Below are 1,137 nucleotides of genomic sequence, written 5' to 3'. Positions count from 1 at the left end.
GATCAGCGAACTCGACACTCCATGATCACCGGAAGCCGTGCCTGCAGGTCTACCCGCCTCGTCATGAACCGCCCACCATCGCCGACTTGGAACATCTGGCCCATACCGGCAATATCGGACCGGCCGCGAGAACGACGGAGCCCTGGACCTACACCCACCTCATGCCGAACAGCGAGGGGCGGACCAGGAAAGCCGTTGAGGCTCTTCATAGGGCGTCCCAGGCACAGGCACAGTAGGCCGTTCATTCCGGAAAAGTCAGAAATGACCAACAGGCCAACCTATGCACTAGCCATCACTCCCCCTCGCCCCGGATGAAGAGAGCGAACATGCGGTACCCTCTACTGAAATTACCTTCATCCGATCTCTTTAAATATGTGAGGATTAAAGTGAAACTCTTGCGCAAGAGCAGCGCCCTCATTGTCGCCCTGGTTGCGACTGCCGCCACCCTGTCCGGCATCGGAAGCGCTTCGGCTGCTGGACCTACCTACGAAATCCGTGTCAACGGAAAGTGTTGGACTCCCTATGGCGGGGGCTCCGGAAATGGTCTCAACATCGTCTCCTGGGATTGCAACGGCAGCACCTCCCAGCGGCTTTGGTGGTTTGACGATAGTGGTCGGCTGAGGCACGGCGGAAAGTGCATACTCCCCTATGGCGGCAGCTCAAACAGTGGCGCCAACATCGTCATGTGGGACTGCAATGGACACCCGTCACAACAGTGGGGCTTTTCCTCTCGAGGCGATCTCGTCACTTTCGTAAATAAGTGCGTGATTCCTTACGGCGGAAGCATTAACAATGGAGCCAACCTGATTCAGTGGGAATGTGCCGTTGAGATTACTCCGTCGGCACTCACGGAAGTTTAACCGAGAACGCTTACGGCGCCCCCTCTTCTCAAGCTACTCGCGTTGGCAGGGCCAGATAATGCGCAGCGCAGCGCTCTGACTGGACTCTCCACGGCCCGCGGACGGTCCAACCTCGGCCCTACGGCCCCGCATACCAGGAAAGTTGCTGATCAGAGGCACCATGGCCGCATGCAGTGAAACTCCATCTACTTCTGGCCCATCTACACCGGGACCCCCATTCCGATGGACCAGTGGAGAAACCGCATGTGGCTCGACACCTGGGTCTAGCGGGGGAATG

Annotated in this window: 1 protein-coding gene; it reads left to right on the top strand. The window is 58.1% G+C overall.

Going from position 1 to position 1,137, the window contains the following annotated elements; all coding sequences use genetic code 11:
- Positions 1-311: 311 nt before the first annotated feature.
- Complete coding sequence (locus ACFW2Y_RS35990) at positions 312-860, top strand: RICIN domain-containing protein (RefSeq protein ID WP_384888004.1); 549 nt, start codon at positions 312-314, stop codon at positions 858-860.
- Positions 861-1,137: the final 277 nt, after the last annotated feature.

The sequence above is a fragment of the Streptomyces sp. NPDC058877 genome, assembly GCF_042742855.1.
Lineage (GTDB): Bacteria > Actinomycetota > Actinomycetes > Streptomycetales > Streptomycetaceae > Streptomyces.
The sequence above is the reverse complement of the archived record's forward strand: the minus strand, read 5'-3'. Positions and strand labels throughout refer to the sequence as shown.

Coding starts and splice junctions, on each gene's coding strand:
- ACFW2Y_RS35990 (WP_384888004.1), top strand. CDS start 312: ATGAAGAGAGCGAACATGCGGTACCCTCTACTGAAATTACCTTCATCC.